Raw genomic sequence first — 18777 nt, forward strand, 5'->3', positions numbered from 1 at the left:
CTGGGTGGTTCTGAAGTGATGAAAAAAGGCCTGCCGGCAGTGATGCCGGCAGGCCTTTTTTACGTCAAGCGCCGTGAAGCAGGACAATTCAAGTGCTGAATGAAAAACGGCCCGGCCGAAACATCGACCGGGCCGCCAGGCTCAGCGTTGCGGCCCGACTGCGCCGCAACGCTTGCACTACACGCTTAGTTGAAGCGCTTGTTGTACTCGACCGAGAACTTCGCTGCACGCGGTGCGGTGAAGTAGGTCGGGGTCTCGTACAGAGCGTAACGCGAGTTGTTCGTGTTGTAGCGCTCGTTGACCTTCTGGATCGACTGGTCGTTGAACACGTTGTACACGTCGACGCGCAGGGCCAGGCCTTCCAGCATTGCCGGACGGTAGACCACGTTCAGATCCAGCGTCTTTTCCCATGGCAGACGGCCCAGGGTACCGCGCGGCACCAGCACGTTCTGATCGCCGGTTGCGCCGAAGCAGTAACGCGCTGCCGACTGGTAGTTCTCACCGTCCCAGCCTGGTGCATTGGTGATCGGGTTAGTACCCGAGCACGAACGCGGACGACCCGAAGCCAGCAGCAGGTTGGCGCCGACCACGACTTCTTTGGTCACGTCGACAAAGCCGTAGGCCTTGAGCTGGTGCTTGCGATCGTTAGGCAGCAGGCCGTCCGAGCCGACCATCAGCTCTGGATAATCCCAGGTCTGGGTAGCAGCCACGTCGCCCTGTGCAGTTGCGGTATCCGACAGGGTCTGGCCTTCGGTATTGCCGCGGTTACGCGCCAGGGTGTAGTTGACGGCGGCATACCAGCCGTTGCGGTACGGGTGCTCGAGGCGGAAGTCGAGCGCGGCGTAGGTACGCACCGGCTTGTCGAAGCCCAGGTCTTCCTTGGTCAGGTGAACGGCGGTCAGGTTGCCGTTGTTTCCATAATCGACGTAGAAGTCGTTCGCCTCACCCGGGTTGAAGCTGGCGCAACCGAAGTGGTAATCCGAAGCGTCGATGTTGTTACGCTCGGCGTAGCGCACGAACGGACGGCCATCGCAGGTATCGTCGATGGTCGAACGCAGCTTGCGGTAGGTGAACTTGGCGCCGAAGACGTAGTCAGGAGTCAGCTGACGCTCCATACCCAGGGTGATCTCATCCTGGAAGGCCGGCTTCATGTCCTGCGCTGCAACCGTCGCAGGATTCTTCGCCTGGCCGAGTTCGTTGTTGTTCGAACCGATACCGGTCAGCTGGGTCAGGCCGGTCGGCTGGCCGTTGGCGTCGGTGCCGCTATAGGCGAAGTGCTGGAAGGTGTACAGCGAGCCGTTGGCGCCGCGCAGTGCGACCAGGGTCGGGATCGGCACGGTGTAGCGGCCGGCGCTACCGAAGACCTTGAACGAGCTGTCGCCGTTCACGTCCCACGCCACGTTGACACGCGGCGCGATCTGGTTCTTCATCTCGATGTATTTGACGTTGTCCTGGTTGGCGTTATAGAAGCCTTCGCGGCGCACGCCAATCGTCACCAGCAGGTCCTTGGTAGCCTGCCAGCGGTCTTCCAGATACTGCGCATCCTGGCCTGCATAGGCATTCGAGATGGTCGAGTAGATCGAGCGGGTGACGTAGTAGCCCTGTGCTGCCAGGCCGCCGAACGGTGCCAGTGCAGGAATGTCCGGGCCGTCGGCGCCGAATGGCTGGGTTACTTGCGGATTGCCGTTCGCATCAACGCTGCGGTTGTAGGTCCAGATACCGCCACCGGCGTTGGCTTCGCCGGCACCTTGCGACACGGCTTTGTTGTTGTCCAGGCCGGCGCGGATGGTGTGGTTGCCGATCTTGTATTCCAGGTCCAGACGCTTCGAGGTCATCTCGTCGGTCGAGCCGCTCAGCGGGATGTTGCCGGTGATGCGCTGGCCGCCGACGTAGCTGATGCCTGGAGCACGGTTTTCCGGCGATGCGGACACCTGCAGGATGGTCGGATCGTAGCCGGTCGGCAGATAGATGTGCTCCGACTTGGTTTTGCCGTACAGCAGGTTGATGGTCAGGTCGTCGGTGATGTTGCCGATGTAGCGCAGGCTGTTCAGCTTGCCGCCATTCGGGTTGATCGGACCGTGTTCCTGGTGAATCGACGAGTTGACGGTCGAACCCACTTCACGGGTGGTGTAGTTGTATGAACGGTAGCGCAGGTCGGTCTCTGGCAGGTCGCCGATCGAGGTGAATTCCAGGCGGTGGCTGTCGTTGATGTTCCAGTCCACCTTGGCCATGTAGCGCTTGGTGGTGGTGTCCGCTTCGCGGTAGCCGTTGGTGCCCAGGGTGGTCGATGCGGTGGTGCCGTTGACCAGGCGCTGTTCGCTTTCGGTCTGCTCCAGTGCGACGAAGCCGAACAGGGTGTCCTTGATCAGCGGGCCGCCGGCCCATGCCGAATATTGTTTCTGGGTCAGTTCGTTATCGCCACGGCGCAGGTACAGGGTACCGTCGGTGCGCGGCAGCGCGCCGGTGTTCGCGTAGTACTGGTCGCGGTAGCTGGCGCGGGTCGATTTTGGCGTGATCGATGCCAGGCCGCCGACTTCCCAGGTGTTGGTACCGGATTTGGTGGTGATGTTGACCACGCCGCCGGTCGAACGGCCGAACTCGGCGCCGAAACCGCCGGTCAGGACCTGCGCCTGCGCGATCGCGCCGAATGGCAGTTCCATCGCGCCCAGCTGGGTCAGCGCATTGGTCGCGACCATACCGTTGATGTAGTACGCGTTTTCCGATGCGGCACCGCCACCGAAGCTGGCGCCGGCCGGGTAGCTCGGGTCGCTGCGGGTGGTGTTCGGCGCCAGCTGGACGATCGACTCGACACTACGGCCGGTCGGCAGTTTTTCCAGTTCGCGCGCGGTGAAGGTCGCGCCGTTGTTCGAGGTCGAGACGTCGATACGGTTACGGCGGCCAGTCACCTGGACGGTTTGTGCGCCGCCAGCCGGTGCTGCACCGGCGAATTCGGCTTCGACACCCTGGCCGGCCAGGACTTCGATCTGGGTAGTACCGACGGTTGCGCCGCCCTTGGTCAGGGTGACGGTGTAGATACCGATCGGCAGGCTGGACACGCGGAAGTTGCCGTTTGCGTCGAGAGCCGAGGTACGGGTAGCGTTGGTGCCGTTGTTACGCAGGGTAACGGTATCGGCGGTGCCTGCGGCAACCTTGCCGTAAGCAACACCCGAGGCGTTGGATTGCGCCATGGCGGTCGGCGTCATCGCTACGGTAATAGCACCAGTTGCAAAAGCCAACTGCAACGCACGAACCAGAACAGTATTTCTAAACATGTGATTTCCTATTAATTATTGGCCTGCCGGCCACACATCTCTCTGAACCAGGCTCTTTCGGCCCTGAGCTCCACCGCCGCCAACCTCCACGACGCCCAGCAACTTCCACGTAGAAATGTTACTGAAGTTACAAATAAAAACACGCGCCCCATGCGAGTGTCAACGCTAAAAGTTACATTTGTGCATTTCTGCAACGATACGTTAACGATATGCAACGGATTGATAACTAGTGGTGCGCAAATGTGCAATTATGTGGCAGTGCTGCACCAAAAAAGATGGCATGCCAAAAGCATGAAAATTCAAAAAAATGTGCGACTGCAAAATTTTTGTGTGGGAAATCTCTGAAAAATTTCGCAAGGACGGGTGCCGTCATCAGTTTGAAATACCCCGTGCATACATGGTGCAGGGCATGAAGACAACCGCTCGACTCATTAAGATATTCACGAAACAGCAGTAGGTACCAAACAGCATTTCATTTTCCGCTGTCAGCACCAAGGGCCTCCGACATGGAAGCCGGCCGATCATTTCACATACGTCAGCAGGGCCGACAAATAAAAAACCGCCGGTTTCCCGGCGGTTTTCAGAGATAACGGCAGACTGCCGGCTCTGTCAGGACACTTTCTCCCCGATCAGAATTTGCCGTCGTACATCACCGATATACGTGCATGGCGCGGCGTGCTGTACGACAGCGGCAGTTCATACGTCGAACTGATCTCGGTGCCCGAGTTGTACGCTTCGGTCACGCTTTCGATTTCCTGGCGGTTGAACACGTTGAAGACGTCGAGGCGCACCTGCAACCCTTTCAGGAACGACGGCTTGTAGGCCAGGTTGAGGTCGAGCGTGCGCTCCCATGGCAGGTTGCCCAGGGTGCCGCGCCCGACGACACGGTTCTCGGTCACCACGCTGCCCAGGCAATAGAAGGTCTGGTTCTCGTAGTTCGGCGAGTCGCCCGGTTCCGGTTCGCTGCCGATGCAGCTGCGTGGACGGCCCGATGCCAGCACGGCATTGGCGCCGACCGTCAGTTCCTTGGTGATATCGAAGAAGCCGAAGGCCTTGATCTGGTGCTCACGATCGTTCGGCAGGCGGCCATAGGCGCCCAGCATCAGTTCCGGATAATCCCAGGTCGAGGTCACGGCCACGTCGGCCTGGCCATTGTCCGAGCGCACCTGGCCTTCGGTATTGCCCTTGTTGCGCGACCAGGTGTAGTTGACCCGTCCGTACCAGCCGTCGCGGTAAGGATGTTCGGCGAACAGGTCGACCGCGGCGTAGGTGCGCTTCGGTTTCGGGAAGCCCTGCTCCGCGGCCGTCAGCGAAACCTCGGTCAGGCGCGACGGATCGCCGTAGAAGTCCACCATGAAGGTGTTGTCGCGGCCCGGATTGAACGTCTGGCAGGCATTGCCCCACAGTGGGTTGGTGATGGTGATGCCGCGCGCCTCGGCCCAGCGCGCGAACGGACGGCCGTCGCAGAAGTCGTCGATGGTTTCCTTCAGTTCGCGGTACATGATCTTGCCGCCGAAGTTGAGGGTCGGCGACCAGGCGCGCTCGAAGCCGAGCGTGACTTCGTCCTGGTAGGACGGCTTCATGTCGAGTGCCGCCAGCGCCGCCACCACTTTTTCCTGGCCGTATTCGTTATTCGCCGACAGCGGCGCGCTGAGCTGGGTCAGGCCGGTCGGATTGCCCTTGGCATCGATGCCGCTGTACGTGAAGTACTGGCTGGTGAAGGTCGAACGGCCGGCACCGCGCACCGAGATGTGGGTCGGGATCGGCACCGAATAGCGGCCGGCGGTACCGAAGATCTTGAGGCTGGCGTCGCCGTTCACGTCCCAGGCCGCCGCCAGGCGCGGCTGGATCTGGTTCTTCATTTCGAGGAAGGTGACCTTGCTCTCGTTCTGGTTCTTGAACGATTCGCTGCGCACGCCCAGCGTCAGCAGCAGGTTCGGCGTTGCCTGCCAGCGGTCTTCGAGGTAGAAGGCGCTCTGCTCGCCGAACGAATCGGTGACGCTGGTGAAGATGCCCTTGACCACGTAAAAGCCTTGCGGACCGTAGCCGCCGCCGGTGGCCACCGCCGGCACGGTATTTCCGCCCGGTCCGCTGATCGGACGGTTCGGCGTGCTGGTGAAAGAATAGGTCCAGCGGCCGCCGCCGGCGCGGTCGTCACCCGCGTTCTTCGATTCGATCTTGGTCTGGTCCCAGCCGCCGCGCAGCATGTGGTCGCCCAAACGGTATTCGAGGTCGAGGCGGGCCGAATCGACGATGTCCTTGGATCCTGGCGCCAGGATGTTGGTCATCACCGATTGCGGATTGGTATAGGTCAGCCCGGGCACCTGGGCGGTCGGCGTGAACACGATCTGGTACTGGTTCGGATCGTAGCCTTCGAAGGTGTTTTCATGCTTGGCTTCGGAACGGCCATACAGCGCGGTCAGGGTCAGGTCCTGGGTCAGGTTGCCGACGTAACGCAGGGTGGCGCTTTCGCCGCCGTTGTTGGCCACGTTGACGCGCTTCTGGCGCGCAGTGACGATGCCGTTGCGCGAACGGTCGGCATAGTTGAAGCCGCTGTCCGCGTATTCCACCGTGGGCGTGTCGCCCAAGGCGGTCAGTTCGAGACGGTGGTTGTCGGTGATGTTGAAGTCGATCTTGCCCATGTAGCGCTCGAGCTCGGTATCCCGGTCACGCCAGCCGAAAGCGGTGTTCGAGGCCGCCGACGCGGTGCGGGTGCCGTTGACGTAGCCTTCCTCGCGCTCGGTCATCTCGGCCGACAGGAACATGAACAGCTTGTCCTTGATGATCGGACCGCCGACATAGGCGCCGTAGATCTTCTGTTCGCGCGTGTTGTCGCGGCGCGCCTCGTTCAGGGTGCCGTCGGTGAGAGGATTGGCGCCGGTGTTGGCGTAGTAGAAGTCCTTCGGGCTGGCGCGCCACTTCTTCGGCTCGTAGGCAACGATACCGCCGGCTTCCCAGTTGTTGGTGCCGCTCTTGGTGATGATGTTCACCACCCCGCCGATCGAGCGGCCGAATTCGGCGCCGAAGCCGCCGGTCAGGATCTGCGCTTCGGCGATCGCGCCGAAAGGCAGCTGCGCCGCGCCCAGGCCGGTCAAGGGATTGGTGACCGGGAAGCCGTTGATGTAGTACGAATTTTCGGACGCTGCGCCGCCGCCGAACGAGGCGCCGCCGGCGAAGCGGCTGTCGGCGCGCGTAGTGTTCGGTGCCAGCTGGATGATGGCGTCGAGGGTGCGCGCGATCGGAAGCGCGGCCAGCTGGCGCGCGTTGAAGGTCGCGCCGCTGTTGACGCTGCTGACGTCGATGGTGCGCCGGGTGCCGGTCACCTCCACGGTCTGGACGCCGCTCGCCGGAAACACCGCTTCGGCATTGGCGCCGATGCTGGTTTCGACTTCGACGGCCGAGATCACCTGGCCATCGCGCAACTGCGAGACACGGTAGACACCGGTCGGCAGCGAGGTCGCGTTGAAGCGGCCCTGCGCATCGGGCGTCAGGGTGCGGCGCAAGCCGATTGCAGGGTTTTCGATCAGAACCTGGACGTTGCTGCCTGGCGCCACGGTGCCATACACCGAGGCGGTGGCGTTCGATTGCGCCATGGCCGGCGCCATCACGGCGACAGTCAGCGCAGCACTACTGAATGCCAATCCCAGCGCATGGACTAAAACGGTCTTTTTGAACATTGTGATTTCCTGTCTTGTGTCGGCGATTCTTTTGAAACGGCCGATCGTGGTTTTTGTTTGCGAATCACTGCTGCCAGCTTATTTCCTGCTTTCTCTCTCGACTTAAACGAATCAATATTCACACAGTTGATAATTCGCAGAAGACGTACAGATATAAAACCATGGGGAAACTTCTAATGTCAACGAACTGAAATATAAATGTGTCCACAAACAACAGATCATGCAACAGAGATAAATACACTAAATTTTCGTTGTTTTTTATGGTGCGTATTTGCACTTATTCGGCACTTCATCGCACCATTTTTGAATCTCACGAAATTTTCTATCAAATGGGACCTTTGGTAGTGTAAAGACAGTTACATTTTTTGGACCTACGCGATGTGCATTCAACCACCGATGCTCAATAAACAGCGAATCGATGATCGGGGTGCCATTTGAGTAGCAATATATTTTTTACTTATAATGGATAAGCGGAGGCTTTCAGATTTGCGCATCCGAAAAGCAACATTTGCTCCTAAAACTCTGCTGTCATGCCCACAGGATGAAAGGCCGGCTGAAGTAAAATAGCGGTTTGCCCGTCACTTTTGTCGCCTCACCAGCGACCGCCCTCATGCTGCGAATTAACGAACTCAAACTCCCCCTGAACCATCCCGAAGCGGCCCTGCGCGAAGCCATCCTGGCGCGCCTGGGCGTGCTTGACGCCGACCTGATCGACTTCACCGTCTTCAAGCGCAGCTACGATGCGCGCAAGAAGTCGGCCATCGTGCTGATCTACTCGATCGATGCCGAAGTGCGCGGCGAAGCGGCCGTGCTGGCGCGCCTGAAGGACCAGCACGTGATGCCCTCGCCCGATACCGGCTACAAGTTCGTCGACGCCGCCAGGCCGGCGCCCGGCACCCCACGTCCGGTGGTGGTCGGCACCGGCCCGTGCGGCCTGTTCATCGCCCTGATCCTGGCCCAGATGGGCCTGAACCCGATCGTGCTCGAGCGCGGCAAGATCGTGCGTGAACGGACCGTCGACACCTTCGGCTTCTGGCGCAAGCGCAAGCTCAATACCGAGTCGAACGTGCAGTTCGGCGAAGGCGGTGCCGGCACCTTCTCGGACGGCAAGCTGTACAGCCAGATCAAGGATCCGAAACACTACGGCCGCAAGGTGCTGACCGAGTTCGTCAAAGCCGGCGCGCCGGAAGAGATCATGTACGTCAGCAAGCCGCACATCGGCACCTTCCGCCTGGTCAAAATGGTGGAACAGATGCGTGCCGAGATCCAGCAGCTGGGTGGCGAAATCCGTTTCGAAACCCGCGTCGACGACGTGTTGATCGCGGAAGAAAACGGCGTGCGCCAGGTGGTCGGCGTGCGCCTGAACAATGGCGAGGAACTCGCCACCCGCCACCTGGCGATGGCGGTCGGCCACAGCGCGCGCGACACCTTCGAGATGCTGTACAACCGCGGCGTGTATGTCGAAGCCAAGCCGTTCTCGATCGGCTTCCGGGTCGAGCATCCGCAGTCGCTGATCGACGTCTGCCGCTTCGGCCCCAACGCCGGCAACAAGCTGCTGGGCGCGGCCGACTACAAGATCGTGCACCACGCTTCCAACGGCCGTTCGGTCTACAGCTTCTGCATGTGCCCGGGCGGCACCGTGGTCGCGGCGTCGAGCGAAGAAGGCCGCGTGGTCACCAACGGCATGAGCCAGTACTCGCGCGCCGAACGCAACGCCAACAGCGCGATCGTGGTCGGCATCACGCCCGAGGACTATCCGGGCCACCCGCTGGCCGGCATCGCCTTCCAGCGCGAGCTGGAGTCGCGCGCGTTTGTCCTGGGCGGCTCGACCTACGATGCGCCGGGCCAGCTGATGGGCGACTTCGTGCGTGGCGTGGCGTCGAAGGAATTCGGTTCGGTGACGCCGTCGTTCCGTCCCGCCGTGCACCTGACCGACCTGGCGCCGTCGCTGCCGGATTACGCGATCCTGGCGCTGCGCGAAGCCTTCGTCGCCTTCGACAAGCAGATCAAGGGCTACTACAAGGAAGACGCGGTGCTGACCGGCGTCGAGACCCGCACCTCGTCGCCGATCCGCATCAAACGCAACGATAACGACCTGCAAAGCCTGAACACGCGCGGCCTGTTCCCGGCCGGCGAAGGCGCCGGCTACGCGGGCGGCATCATGTCGGCGGCGGTGGACGGCATCCGCGTCGCCGAAGCCGTGGCCACCGCGATGGCGGCCAAGTGATGCCGGCCGGGCGCCAGGGCGATTCGGCGACGGCGCTCGGCCCGGGCCTGGCGATCCTGGCCTCGATGGTGTCGGTCAATGCCGGCGCCGCCTGGGCCAAAGGATTGTTCCCGGTTGTCGGCAGCGAAGGCCTGACCGCACTGCGCGTCGGCCTGGCCGCCCTGCTGCTGCTGGCGGCGGTGCGGCCATGGCGCACGCGCGTCACGCGCATCGAGGCGCGCAACCTGCTGGTGTACGGCCTGATGCTGGGCATGATGAACCTGTGTATCTACCGCGCGTTCGAACGCATCCCGCTCGGGATCGCGGTGGCGATCGAGGTCACCGGTCCGCTGGCGGTGGTGATCCTGGCCTCGCGCCACCTGCGCGATTTCGTATGGGTGGCGTGCGCCGGACTTGGCCTGTGGCTGCTGCTGCCCTTGCGTGACGGCGCGGCGTCGCTCGATCCGGTCGGGGTGATGTATGCGCTGGCGGCTGCGTTCTGCTGGGCGATGTACATCGTGTTCGGCAAGCGTGTGTCGACCCTGAAGGGCGGCCAGGCGGTGGCGTGGGGGATGCTGGCGGCGAGCCTGTTCGCGGTGCCGTTCGGCGTCGCGCACGCGGGCGCGGCGCTGTTCACGCCATCGATGCTGATGGGCGGGCTGGCGGTGGCGCTGCTGTCGAGCGCCCTGCCCTACACGCTCGAGATGATGGCCTTGGCCCGCTTGCCGCAGCGGGTATTCGGGATCCTGGTCAGCGCCGGTCCCGCGATCGCGGCGCTGGCGGGATTCTTCATGCTCGACGAGCGCCTGACCGCGATCCAGTGGCTGGCGATCGCGCTGGTGATCCTGGCCTCGGGCGGCGCCGCCGCCACTGCCGGCAAGCGCTGAACGCTATAACCAGCCGACACGCTTGAAGCGGCGGTACAGCAGGCCGCACACGAGCACCATCGTCAACAGCGCGACCGGATAACCGTACTTCCATTTCAGCTCGGGCATGAACTCGAAGTTCATTCCCCACACGCCGGCGAAGGCGGTGAACACCGCGAAGATCGCGGCGTACGACGCCAGCTTTTTACTCACCTCGTTGTCTTCGATCGCCAGCATCGACAGCGTCACCTGGATCGCCGTGTTGATGGTATCGCGCACCGCATCCAGGCGGCCGGCGATGCGGTGCAGGTGGTCGTGTACGTCGCGGAAGTATTCCTGCGTCTCGTGCACCACGCCGGGTACCCGGCCGCCATACATGCGCCCGACCGCATCCATCAGCGGCATGACCGCATGGCGCAGGGTCTGCGCCTTGCGCTTGAGTTCATACAGCCGCTCGACGTTGTCGCGCTGCTTGCCCTGCATGCCGAAGATGTGGTCTTCGATCGATTCGAGTTCGGATTCGAGCGCGTCGACCACCGGAAAATAGCGGTCCACCACCGCATCGACCAGCGCATACAGCACGAAACCGGCGCCCTTCTTGAGTTGATGCGGCTCGCGTTCGGCGCGTGCACGCACGCCCAGGAAGCCCTGGTTGGCATCGCGCCGCACCGACAGCACGTAATTCTCGCCCGCGAACACGGCCAGCTGGCCGATATTGAGTTCGTCGCCCGCCAGCTCCACGATCTGGACCACGACGAACAGCGAGTCGCCGTACTCTTCGATCTTGGGACGCTGGTGGCCGCGCAGCGCATCTTCCACCGCCAGTTCGTGCAGGCCGAATTCTTCCTGCATCAGCATGATGTCGGCCGGCGCCGGATCGCGCTGCGCGACCCAGACGAAGGTATCGGGTTGTTTCAGGTATTCGCTGATATCCTCGACCGGGATATCCGACAGCTTCTTGCCTTCCTGGTAGGCGACGCAGTTGATCAGCATTGCAGTGGATTGAAACGGGCGCGGCGCGCCGATGCAAGAGCTTACACCAAACGCGCCGCGTTCCCCATCTCGGCAGTACCAGGCTACTCGTCGCGCGCGCCGTCGATCCCCAGTTCCACGATCTTGCGCGTGATCGTGTTGCGCCCGATCCCGAGCCGCATCGCGGCGTCGTTCTTGCGCCCGTGCGTGTGTTTCAGGGCGGTGCGGATCAGGGCCGATTCGAACTGGCGGCCGAGGATGTCCATCACGTCCATCTGGCCGGCGCTGAGCATGCCGGCGGCCTGCAGCTCGAGCAGACCGACCCAGCCTTCCGGCAGCACAGTTGGCGCTGCAGCCGCGGCCTGCATTACCACACCGCCGCCGCCTGCCACCGGCAGCGCGCCGACCATGCCGTCGGCCAGCGGGACAGGATTAAGAGCAACAGGCGCCTGGCCCTGGGTCAGGTCGCGCGGCAAGTCCTTGATCTCGACCGTCTGGCCGGGCGCCATCACGGTGATCCAGTTGCACAGGTTTTCCAGCTGGCGCACATTGCCCGGGAGTTCAAGACCGGACAGGAAACGCATCGCCTGTTCGCTCATGCGCTTCGGTTCGACGCCCAATTGGTGTGCGCTCTGCACCAGGAAGTGGCGCGTCAGGATCGGGATGTCTTCGCTGCGCTCGCGCAGGGACGGCAGGCGCAGGCGGATCACGTTCAGGCGGTGGTACAAGTCTTCGCGGAACAGGCCGTCGCGCACGCGCTGTTCCAGGTTCTGGTGCGTGGCCGCGATCACGCGCACATTCGCCTTCACCGGCTGGTGGCCGCCGACGCGGTAGAAGTGGCCGTCGGACAGCACGCGCAGCAGGCGCGTCTGCAGATCGAACGGCATGTCGCCGATCTCGTCCAGGAACAGGGTGCCGTCCTCGGCCTGCTCGAAGCGGCCGCGCCGCATCGCCTGCGCGCCGGTGAAGGCGCCGCGCTCGTGGCCGAACAGTTCCGATTCCAGCAGGTCTTTCGGGATCGCCGCGGTATTCAGCGCGATGAATGGCTGCTGCGCGCGCGGGCTGTGCTTGTGCAGCGCGCGCGCCACCAGTTCCTTGCCGGTGCCCGATTCGCCGGTGATCAACACCGTCACATTCGATTGCGACAGGCGCCCGATGGCGCGGAACACTTCCTGCATCGCCGGCGCATGGCCCAGGATCTCGGGCGTCTCGGCCGGCGCCGCTTCCACGCTGGCTTCGCGCAGGCTTTCTTCCAGCGCGCGCCGGATCAGCGAGACCGCCTTGTCGATATCGAACGGCTTGGCCAGGTAATCGAAAGCGCCGCCCTGGAACGAGGACACGGCGGAGTCGAGGTCGGAGAAGGCGGTGATGATGATCACCGGCAGGCCGGGATGGCGCGCCTTGACCGCCTGCAGCAGGTCGATGCCGGATTCGCCCGGCATGCGGATGTCCGACACCAGCACTTGCGGGGTATCGGTTTCGAAGGCGGTCAATGCCTCGCGTGCATTGGCGAAGCTGCGGGTCTCCAGGCTTTCGCGGGCCAGGGCTTTTTCCAGTACCCAGCGGATCGATGCATCGTCGTCGACAATCCAGATTGGTTTCATGTATTCGTGCTTCCCGCAATATGGATTCAAAATGGACCGACGCCCTCGCCCCGCCCGCCCCGCCTCATTTGCTTACGGCAGGGGCAGCAGGATCCGGAAATCCGTCAGTCCAGGCCGGCTTTCGCACTCGATCACGCCCATGTGCTGCTGCACGAAGGTTTGCGCCAGCGTGAGCCCCAGGCCACTTCCGCCTTCGCGCCCGGAGACGAGCGGATAGAAGATGCGGTCGCGGATGTCGGGTGCGATGCCCGGTCCATTGTCAATGATATGCAAATCTAGTGCCAGCCCGTAACGGACCTTCGCCAGCGTGACCTGGCGCGCCACCCGGGTGCGCAAGGTGATCTCGGCGTCGCCCGCGGCGATGCGTCCTTGCAAGGCCTGCGCGGCGTTGTGGGCGATGTTCAGCACCACCTGGATCAGCTGCTCGAAGTCGCCGCGGAATTCGGGAATCGAGGCGTCGTAGTCGCGGCGGATAGCAAGCCCTTGCGGGAATTCGGCCAGGATCAGGCTGCGCACGCGCTCGCACACTTCATGGATATTGACGTCGCCGACGATGTGCGGTTTGCGGTGCGGCGCCAGCAGGCGGTCGACCAGGGTCTGCAGGCGGTCGGCTTCCTTGATGATCACCTGCGTATATTCCTGCAGGTCGGCCAGGTGGTGCGGTGGCAGTTCGAGTTCCAGCAGCTGGGCCGCGCCGCGGATGCCGCCCAGCGGGTTCTTGATCTCGTGCGCCAGGTTGCGGATCAGTTCCTTGTTGGCCTGGCTCTGGTCGAGGATGCGCTCTTCGCGGTCGAGCTTGAGTTGCTGGACGTTCTCGCGCAGCTCGATCAACAGGGTCGCGTCGCCCAGCGCGCTGACGATGCCGTTCACGTGCAGCGGCTCGCGGCCGACGCGCAGCAGGGTCAGGTCCTGGCGCAGGTCGGCGTACTGGTGCGCCAGCGCCTGGCTGCCCAGTTGGCTAAGCTCGGCGCCGTTGGTGAACAGCTCGTACAGGCAGTGGCGCTGCAGGGATTTCAGCGACAGCTCCATCATGTTCTCGGCTGCCGGATTGGCGTAGTGCACGTGGCCGTCGGCGTCGAGCAGCAGCACGGCCGAGGCCAGCAGGTCGAGGCCGGTGAAGCGGGCCGGATCGCCTGCTTCGTGGGCGGAGACGGTGACGTTGGGCGGGACGTTCATGGGCTTTATTCTTTAGTAGAGGCTCAGCGGATATTCCCGATCTCGCGCCGCAGGGCTTCGATATTGCGCTCGGTGCGGCCGATCTCGTCGCGCATCGAGGCCACCCGCTCCTGATACTTGGCGTAGTTGCGCTCGTTGCCCTGGCGTTCCGGCTCGCCGTTGTTGAATACGCGTTTCAGGTCGGCCAGCTTCTTCTCTTCGATGCGCAGCTCGTCGCCCAGGATCTCGCGCCGTTCGTCGTCGCGCGCGCGCTGCTGCGAAGTGTCCACGCGCGGGAAGTTGGCCGGCGAGGTGCTTGGCGCCGGGCTGCTCGAAGCGCCCGAGCTGCTCGGCGGACGCGGCGCCGGGATCGGTGGCGACGAGGCCGGCAGCGACGGGCCGGTATCGATCAGCTGGCACTTGCCGACCCTGACGTCGGTGTACAGCGGCCGGCCGTTGGCGTCGACGCAGCGGTAGATCTGGGCCTGGGCATGGTGCGACAACGGAAGCGTCAGCGCGGCCAGCAACAGTGGCAATACGCGGCGAAATACGGTGTTTGTCATTCGGATCACTCGAGAAGCTGCACACGCAGCGTGCAGGCATTGTAGTCGCGCCCGACTATACCCGAAGCAACAAAAAAAGCGGGGAAAGCCATGGCTTTCCCCGCTTTGATCACCTCGCTGCAACGCGAACGACGTTCTGCAACAACGCTCGCGTTATCAAGCGATTACGTGTCTGATTACGACCGAATTTTACGACGAATAGTACATGTCGAATTCAGCCGGGTGCGGGGTCATGCGCAGACGCTGCACTTCGTTCATCTTCAGCTCGATGTAGGCATCGATCATGCTGTCGCTGAACACGCCGCCGCGGGTCAGGAACTCGCGGTCCTTGTCCAGGGCTTCCAGCGCTTCTTCCAGCGATGCGCACACGGTCGGGATCAGCTTGTCTTCTTCCGGCGGCAGGTGGTACAGGTCCTTGGTGGCGGCTTCGCCCGGGTGGATCTTGTTCTGGATACCGTCCAGGCCGGCCATCATCAGGGCGGCGAAGCACAGGTACACGTTGGCCAGCGGATCCGGGAAGCGGGTCTCGATGCGGCGGCCTTTCGGGTTCGCCACGTGCGGGATGCGGATCGAGGCCGAACGGTTACGCGCCGAGTAGGCCAGCTTGACCGGAGCTTCGTAGCCCGGCACCAGGCGCTTGTACGAGTTGGTGCCCGGATTGGTGATCGCGTTCAGCGCGCGTGCGTGCTTGATGATGCCGCCGATGTAGAACAGCGCGGTTTCCGACAGGCCGGCATAGCCGTCGCCGGCGAACAGGTTCTTGCCGTCTTTCCAGATCGACTGGTGCACGTGCATGCCCGAGCCGTTGTCGCCGTTGATCGGCTTCGGCATGAAGGTCGCGGTCTTGCCGTAGCTGTGGGCCACGTTCCAGATCACGTACTTCATGTTCTGGGTCCAGTCGGCGCGCTCGACCAGGGTCGAGAACTTGGTGCCGATTTCGTTCTGGCCGGCGCCGGCCACTTCGTGGTGGTGCACTTCGACCGGGATGCCCATCGATTCCAGGATCAGCGACATTTCCGAACGCATGTCCTGGAAGCTGTCGACCGGCGGGACCGGGAAGTAGCCGCCCTTGACGGTCGGACGGTGGCCGCTGTTGCCGCCTTCGATTTCCTTGTCGGTGGCCCACGACGATTCATCCGAATCGATCTTGACGAAGCAGCCCGACATGTCGATCTTCCAGCGGATCGAGTCGAAGATGAAGAATTCAGGTTCCGGGCCGAAGTAAGCGGTATCGCCGATGCCCGACGACTTCAGGTAGGCTTCTGCGCGTTTCGCGATCGAGCGCGGGTCGCGGTCGTAGCCCTTGCCGTCCGACGGTTCGATCACGTCGCACTGCATGAAGATGGTGGTCTCTTCCATGAACGGGTCGAGATTGGCGGTGTTCGGGTCCGGGATCAGGAGCATGTCCGACGCTTCGATGCCCTTCCAGCCGGCGATCGACGAACCGTCGAAGGCGTGGCCGGATTCGAATTTGTCCAGGTCGAAGTGCGACACCGGCACCGTGACGTGCTGTTCCTTGCCGCGGGTATCGGCGAAGCGTAAATCAACGAACTTGACTTCGTTGTCCTTAACCATTTGCATTACATCTGCGGCGGACTTTGCCATTCGGAATCTCCTAATTGAAAAAGGGAAGTCGGATCACGCGGTCCGACAACTTGAAGCATATTCAAGCATGAAGCGTGCCAACCATTCACCCGGGTGGCTGTCTACCATCCTGCATGAACACATGCGCAAATCGTTCTTGGGAAACAATCTAGTTTACCCATAAAATCGCGCCAACCGGGGTGCCTCGCTGTAATTTGCTCAGCCCGCATGACTGCACCGGCTTGGTGCAAACTGTGGGCGGCGCACCATTGCAGCGCAGGATACACTGATCCACGATGGTGCAACGCTAGCCAGTGCTCGAAAACGGAACAGAACTCATGACTAAAGAAAATATTTTGGAAGTAGCGCGCGAACGTGGTGCCGGTCTGCCCTATGCCGGGGCGGTGACGCCGCAAGAGGCCTTCGAACTGCTGCAAGCCGATCCGAACGTGAAGATCGTCGACGTGCGCACCAATGCTGAACGCGACTGGGTGGGCCGGGTTGCGGTTCCCGAAGGCCAGCAGGCGGCGGTGCAGTGGGCAACTTATCCGGGCGGTGTGCCGAATCCGGATTTCGGCGCCCAGCTGGAGCAGGTGGCAGACCGGGACCAGACGCTGCTGTTCCTGTGCCGCTCGGGGGTACGTTCGCGCCATAGCGCGCGCGTGGCGACCGAGCTCGGATTTGCGAACTCGTTCGATATTCTGGAAGGGTTCGAGGGCGACCGTGATGGCGAAGGCCACCGCAAGACGATTGGCGGCTGGTGCAAGGCAGGCCTGCCCTGGGTCGGCGCCTGACCTGCAACCCTACAGTAAATCCGCCCGAGCGGAGAGGTTAATTGCTCGGCAAGACCATCAGCTGCAAGCCCGACGCATTGCCCGGCGCACGATACACGCGCTGGGTCGCCTTGCGGAAGTCCTCCGGCTTGGCATCCGGAATGCGCATGAAGGTCTGCGGATTCAGGTCGATCAACGGGAACCACGAGCTCTGCACCTGCACCATGATGCGGTGCCCGCGGCGGAAGGTGTGATTCACGTCGCCGATGCCGTAACTGAGCGCTTCCACCTTGCCCGGCACGAACGGCTCGGGCTTCTCGTAGCTGTTGCGGAACTTGCCGCGCAGCGGATTGCCGCGTACCAGCTGCTGGAAGCCGCCCAGGTTGACGGCCGGCGGGCCGACGTCACGACCGCCACGCGCCGGTGCCTCGTTGGGATAGGCTGCCGGATACACGTCGATCAGCTTGACCACCCAGTCGGCGTCGGTACCGGTGGTCGAGACGAACAATTTCGGGATCACGTCGCCGACCACCGTCACGTCTTCTTCCAGCACCTCGCTCTGGTACACCAGCACGTCGGGACGGGTGGCGGCGAAGCGCTGGTCAGACACCATGTATTCCTTCGGCACGCCGGTGGCCGGGTAGCCGATGTACGGCACCGGGCGGCGCGGGTCGGCCACATATTCGTCGTAGCCGGCGCCTGCGTTCGAGGAAGGCTGGGCCCAGCCCAGCGTGCCGTCCGGGCCGAAGTACAGCGTGCGCGGCTTGGCCGGCTTCGGCGGCCAGGCCGCGTAGCTGCGCCAGACATTGCTGCCGGTTTCGAACACGGTCACCGGCGCCAGCGTTGTGGCCGGCTTGACGCCCTTCAGGTGCTGCTCGAAGAACGGGAACTGGATCTCGCGCCGGAAGTACTCGCTCGTCTTGGCATCGAAGCGCACGTGGCCCAGGCGCGCACCGTCGCCACGCGCCCAGCCGCCGTGCACCCAGGGGCCGATCACCAGCGCATTGCTGGTGTTCGGGTTAAGGCGGGCAATCGCGCGGTAGATCGAGAACGGACCCTGGAAGTCTTCGGCGTCGTACCAGCCGCCCACCGTCAGCACCGCCGCTTTGACGTTCTTCATGTGCGGGCCAATCGCGCGCGATTGCCAGAACGCGTCGTAGGTGTCGTGCTCGATGTTCGGCATGAACAGCTCGCGCTGGTTGTCGCTCATGGCGGCGGCGATGTTCGACAGCGTCAGGCGTTTCAGGAAAAAGTCGTAGGCGTCCGCTTCGCCGTACTCGAAGTCGGCCCAGGTCTTGGGCAGCGGGGTCGGGTTCCTGACCGAGGTGAAGGCGGCGTAGAAGTCGAAATTGCCGGCCAGCTTGAAGGCGCCGCCATGGTAGGAATCGTCGCCCATGTACAGGTCGGCGATCGGCGCCTGCGGCGAGGCGGCCTTGATCGCCGGGTGCGAGTCGATGATGCTGGCGGCGGTATAGAAGCCCGGATAGCTGATGCCGAGGATGCCGACCTTGCCGTTGTTGTTGGGGACGTTTTTCAGCAGCCAGGCCACGGTGTCGTGCATGTCCTCGCTTTCACGGCCTTCGCCTTTTTCCAGTTTGGCCTTGCCGTGCGGCGTCATTTCCTGCCACACGCCTTCGGACATGTAGCGCCCGCGCACGTCCTGCTCGACGAAGATGTAGCCGGCCTGCTCGAACTCGGGCGACGGGCCGAGCGACTCGGGCATCCAGTCGACGCCGTAGCGCAGCTCGCCCTGGGCGTGGGTGCCGGCGCTGTACGGAGTGCGTTCCATCAGGAAGGGATAGGCGCGCGCAGCGTCCTTCGGCACGTAGACCGTGGTGAACAGGCGCACGCCATCGCGCATCGGGATCCGGAATTCGTACTTGGTGTACAGCTCGCGCACGCTGCGCTTGGCGGCAGGCGCCTCGGTGCCGGCATCATCGGCGCTGGCGGCATTGGCGAATGGCGCGGCCGCACAGGCCAGCAGGCAGCCCAGGGCGAGAACGGAAAACGAACGGCGGATCATGGCTTCCTTCGGAACGGAGAACGGGGGCCGTCAGTGTAATCCGATTCCTGAAGGAATGACCATCTTGGCAATGGCCAACCTT

Annotated in this window: 11 protein-coding genes; 3 read left to right on the top strand and 8 right to left on the bottom strand. The window is 62.9% G+C overall.

Annotated features, from left to right (window positions below; all coding sequences use genetic code 11):
* Positions 1-185: 185 nt before the first annotated feature.
* Positions 186-3188: a TonB-dependent receptor gene (locus RTQ83_RS18645; protein ID WP_312517731.1), complete on the bottom strand. Its 3003-nt coding sequence runs from the start codon at positions 3186-3188 to the stop codon at positions 186-188.
* Positions 3189-3901: 713 nt separating this feature from the next.
* Positions 3902-6949, bottom strand: coding sequence for a TonB-dependent receptor plug domain-containing protein (locus RTQ83_RS18650; RefSeq protein ID WP_312517734.1), 3048 nt, complete (start codon positions 6947-6949; stop codon positions 3902-3904).
* A gap of 610 nt (positions 6950-7559) precedes the next feature.
* Here RTQ83_RS18650 and RTQ83_RS18655 point away from each other — a divergent pair.
* Positions 7560-9176 carry an NAD(P)/FAD-dependent oxidoreductase gene (locus RTQ83_RS18655; protein ID WP_312517737.1) on the top strand — a complete coding sequence of 539 codons (1617 nt, stop codon included), beginning with the start codon at positions 7560-7562 and terminating at the stop codon, positions 9174-9176.
* Positions 9176-10042: an EamA family transporter gene (locus tag RTQ83_RS18660; RefSeq protein ID WP_312517741.1), complete on the top strand. Its 867-nt coding sequence runs from the start codon at positions 9176-9178 to the stop codon at positions 10040-10042. Before RTQ83_RS18655 ends, RTQ83_RS18660 begins: the two co-directional genes overlap by 1 nt.
* 3 nt (positions 10043-10045) lie before the next feature.
* On the opposite strand, the gene corA is transcribed toward RTQ83_RS18660, so the two are convergent.
* The 5 genes from corA to glnA all read right to left on the bottom strand — a co-directional run bounded on the left by corA (position 10046) and on the right by glnA (position 15920).
* Positions 10046-11014, bottom strand: coding sequence for a magnesium/cobalt transporter CorA (gene corA / locus RTQ83_RS18665; protein ID WP_312517744.1), 969 nt, complete (start codon positions 11012-11014; stop codon positions 10046-10048).
* An 83-nt stretch (positions 11015-11097) separates the two neighbouring features.
* Positions 11098-12597 (bottom strand): nitrogen regulation protein NR(I), encoded by a 1500-nt coding sequence (gene ntrC / locus RTQ83_RS18670; RefSeq protein ID WP_312517746.1) that lies wholly within the window; start codon positions 12595-12597, stop codon positions 11098-11100.
* 72 nt (positions 12598-12669) lie between these two features.
* Positions 12670-13773 carry a nitrogen regulation protein NR(II) gene (glnL, locus tag RTQ83_RS18675; RefSeq protein ID WP_312517748.1) on the bottom strand — a complete coding sequence of 368 codons (1104 nt, stop codon included), beginning with the start codon at positions 13771-13773 and terminating at the stop codon, positions 12670-12672.
* A 23-nt stretch (positions 13774-13796) separates the two neighbouring features.
* Positions 13797-14315: a DUF4124 domain-containing protein gene (locus RTQ83_RS18680; RefSeq protein ID WP_312517750.1), complete on the bottom strand. Its 519-nt coding sequence runs from the start codon at positions 14313-14315 to the stop codon at positions 13797-13799.
* Positions 14316-14504: 189 nt separating this feature from the next.
* Entirely contained in the window at positions 14505-15920 is a 1416-nt protein-coding gene (glnA, locus tag RTQ83_RS18685) for a type I glutamate--ammonia ligase (protein WP_290416766.1), read from the bottom strand.
* 317 nt (positions 15921-16237) lie between these two features.
* Between glnA and RTQ83_RS18690 the strand changes: the two genes are divergently transcribed.
* A complete protein-coding gene (locus RTQ83_RS18690; RefSeq protein ID WP_312517755.1) occupies positions 16238-16693 on the top strand; it encodes a rhodanese-like domain-containing protein in 456 nt (151 codons plus the stop codon).
* A gap of 37 nt (positions 16694-16730) precedes the next feature.
* On the opposite strand, the gene RTQ83_RS18695 is transcribed toward RTQ83_RS18690, so the two are convergent.
* On the bottom strand, positions 16731-18695 hold the full coding sequence (locus RTQ83_RS18695) for a CocE/NonD family hydrolase (protein WP_312517758.1): 1965 nt from the start codon (positions 18693-18695) through the stop codon (positions 16731-16733).
* Positions 18696-18777 lie beyond the last annotated feature (82 nt).

Source organism: Massilia sp., from assembly GCF_031995545.1.
Taxonomy (GTDB): Bacteria; Pseudomonadota; Gammaproteobacteria; order Burkholderiales; family Burkholderiaceae_D; genus Telluria.